Consider the following 3302-nt stretch of genomic DNA (forward strand, 5'->3'; position numbering starts at 1 on the left):
TGCAGGGAGCTGTCGAGTGAAAACGAGGCTGCGATTCTTTTTGATCGTGCTGTTTGAGAGCTGAAGATCAAAAAGATCGCAGCGTGCCGCAACTCCTACAGGGCGACTGCGTTCAGGCAAAAAATGCCCGGTCACAAGACCGGGCATTTCATCACTCAAGCATTCAGTTACGGATATTGCTGAACCGTACCCGGCTGTTGCTGCTGACCACCATACTGCTGACCCGGAATCGCCTTCAGGTTGACCTCGACGCGGCGGTTCTGCGCGCGACCATTGACGTCGCCGTTGCTGGCAATCGGGTTATCCGGGCCGGCGCCACGGGCCGACAGGTTGGCACCGCTGACACCTTGCGAGGTCAGGTAAGTTGCCACGCTCTGTGCACGACGCTGGGACAAATCCATGTTGTGCTGGCGACTGCCGGTGCTGTCGGTGTAGCCGACGATTTCGATCTGGTTCTGGTTGAACTCCTTCAGGGAGTTGGCCAGATTGTTCAGAGGCTGATAGAAGCTCGGGGCGATGTTCGCCGAATCGGTGGCGAAGGTGATGTTGCCCGGCATGATCAGTTTGATCTGATCGCCTTGGCGCTGCACTTCAACCCCGGTATTGGCCATGCTGGCGCGCAGCTTTTTCTCTTGCTGGTCGGCGTAGTAACCGTAACCGGCGGCCGAAGCACCGACCACCGCCGCGCCGATCAAGGCGCCCTTGCCACGGTTGTTGTGGTCGATGGCGGCACCTGCCAGGGCACCGGCCAGAGCGCCGAGTCCACCGTACTTGGCAGTTTTGCTCATGCCTTGCGAGCCACCGTCGGCCTGCCCCTGATTGTCATACGGGTTGGGCGAGGCGCAACCGGCCAACATGGCCACAGCGGTAGCAACAATAATCAAACGAGGCGTGGTGAACATGAAGTGCTCCTGGTTTTTGCATTTTGTGTGGCAGCGGCCCTAGGCAATAGACCTGTGCGGGCGTTGGATCATGACAATGCCGAAAAATTCCGCCGCACACTCGTGACAAAATGTTTAGGCGCGCACGAACGGGTTTTCGCGCATTTCATCTCCGAGACGCGTGTCCGGACCATGCCCGGCAACCACGATGGCGTCTTCGTCGAGCGTGTACAGCCGCTGCTTGATCGATCGCACGATGGTCGCCTGATCGCCGCCCCACAAATCCGTGCGCCCTACCCCGCGACGAAACAGCGTGTCGCCGGCAATCAACAGCTTAGCCTCGGAAAACCAAAAGCTCATGGAACCGGGCGTATGTCCCGGCGTATGCAGCGCTACACCGCAGCCACAGGCCAGTTCTTCATCGTCGCTCAACCAGCGATCCGGCGACGGTACCGGGGTGTACGGCACACCAAACATCTGGCATTGCATCTCGAGGTTGTCCCATAGGAACTGATCGTCCTTGTGCAGATGCAAGGTTGCGCCGGTTTTCTCTTTCATCAGCCCGGAAGCGAGGAAGTGATCGAGGTGGGCGTGGGTATGAATGATGCTGACCACTTTCAGACCGTGGGCATCAAGCGCGCCATGATCAGGTCAGGATTGCCGCCCGGGTCGACGACGATGGCTTTTTTAGTGAGCGGGTCGCCGATGATCGTGCAGTTGCACTGGAGCGGGCCGACGGGGAAGGTTTCGCGGATGAGTGTAGAGCTGAGAGCAGTCATGAAAAATCCTGGACGAACGGTCGTGAGGCTTATTTCAGAATTCTACTGCACATGCCGATACAGATCGCCCGGTCAGTTATTTGACGCCACCAATCCGAAAAATGATGGCTCAATGATGTCAAATGTATTGTTTCTGGTGCAAAATCGCATTTTTTGTAGCGGTCGCATTCAGGAAGGGCCGCAGCGCACTCAGGAAATCCACGCATGCCTACGCCCTTGACGTACTCCTTTACGTTTCCCGCTTCACTGACTGGCAACGCGCTCGTCGACAGCCTTATCGCCGGTAAATTCTGGCTCGGATCCGACTGGAATCCTTTCGGGGCGACTAACCTCAGCTATAGCTTCATGGCTCCGGGGACTTCGTATTTCGCCACCAATTACAGCCCTAAGAATGAATACAACGCACTGTATGAACTGACGACCGCGCAGAAGACTTCGATTATCGGAGCCCTGGGGGCGTGGAGCGCCGTTGCCAACATCAATTTCACCCTCACCAGCGATAACCTGGGCACTGTGGGTGATCTGCGCTTCGGCGGCTATCGATTGATGGACAACAAAACGGCGGCTTGGGCTTACTTTCCTGACAACCTGCCTGCTGCGGGCGATGTATGGGTCGGGATGGCTACCGATGATCCGAATCCGGTCAAGGGCACCTACGACTACCTGACGTTTGTGCATGAAATCGGACATGCCCTGGGCCTCAAGCATCCTTTCGATACAAGTGCAGCCAACAAACAATTGCTCGATCCGTCGTTTGATGACGTTCACTTCACCGTGATGAGCTACAACAGCAACTACTCCTATCAGCCAACGACGCCAATGGTGCTGGACATCATTGCGATGCAAAGCCTGTATGGCGCCAACATGCTTTGGCAAACCGGCGACAACGTTTACAAATGGGATGCCAACCAGTCCGTCTTCGAGACGATCTGGGATGCAGGTGGCAATGACACCATTGATGGCAGCAACCAGCTCGCAGCCGTCAACATCAATTTGAATGAGGGCGCCTACAGTCAGATCGGCAAAGCCTTCACCGACCTCAACACCAACACTTTGATCAATGACGGACTCGGGATCGCGATTGGTGCCAAGATCGAGAACGCCATTGGCTCGGCTTTCAACGACAAGCTGACCGGCAACGATCTGAATAATACCCTCAACGGTATGGCCGGCGCCGATACCATGATCGGTGGCGCGGGCAACGACACCTACTACGTTGACAACATCGGTGACGTGGTTGTCGAGACCGGCACCTCACTGACCGAAATCGACCGGGTCTTCGCCTCCATCGACTACACCCTCGGCGCCAATGTCGAGAACGTGCTGCTCACCGGCACTGCCAACCTCAACGGGACCGGCAACGAGCTGAACAACCGCATGACCGGCAACGATGGCAACAACACCCTCGATGGCGGCCTGGGCGCCGATACCATGATCGGCGGTCTGGGCAACGACACCTACATCGTCGACAACGCCGGCGACACGGTCATCGAAACCAGCACTCTGGCCAGTGAAATAGATACCGTACGGTCGTCGGTGAACTGGACTCTGGGTGACAACCTGGAAAATCTCGAACTGACAGGCAGCAGCAACCTCAACGGTACCGGTAACGTCCTGAACAACCGCATGACCGGTAACGCCG

Annotated in this window: 2 protein-coding genes and 1 pseudogene; 1 reads left to right on the forward strand and 2 read right to left on the reverse strand. The window is 56.9% G+C overall.

The genetic code is table 11. The features are described from left to right. Positions 1 to 167 precede the first annotated feature (167 nt). Entirely contained in the window at positions 168 to 902 is a 735-nt protein-coding gene (locus HT737_RS10110) for an OmpA family protein (protein ID WP_007961595.1), read from the reverse strand. A 114-nt stretch (positions 903 to 1016) separates the two neighbouring features. Further along, positions 1017 to 1660 (reverse strand): annotated as a pseudogene (locus HT737_RS10115) (MBL fold metallo-hydrolase). Between the two features lie 204 nt (positions 1661 to 1864). Here HT737_RS10115 and HT737_RS10120 point away from each other — a divergent pair. After that, positions 1865 to 3302: M10 family metallopeptidase C-terminal domain-containing protein (locus HT737_RS10120; protein ID WP_182402425.1), on the forward strand; the 1438-nt coding region annotated here is incomplete at its 3' end.

This window comes from Pseudomonas sp. MD195_PC81_125, assembly GCF_014060985.1.
In the GTDB taxonomy this organism is placed as follows: Bacteria; Pseudomonadota; Gammaproteobacteria; order Pseudomonadales; family Pseudomonadaceae; genus Aquipseudomonas; species Aquipseudomonas parakoreensis.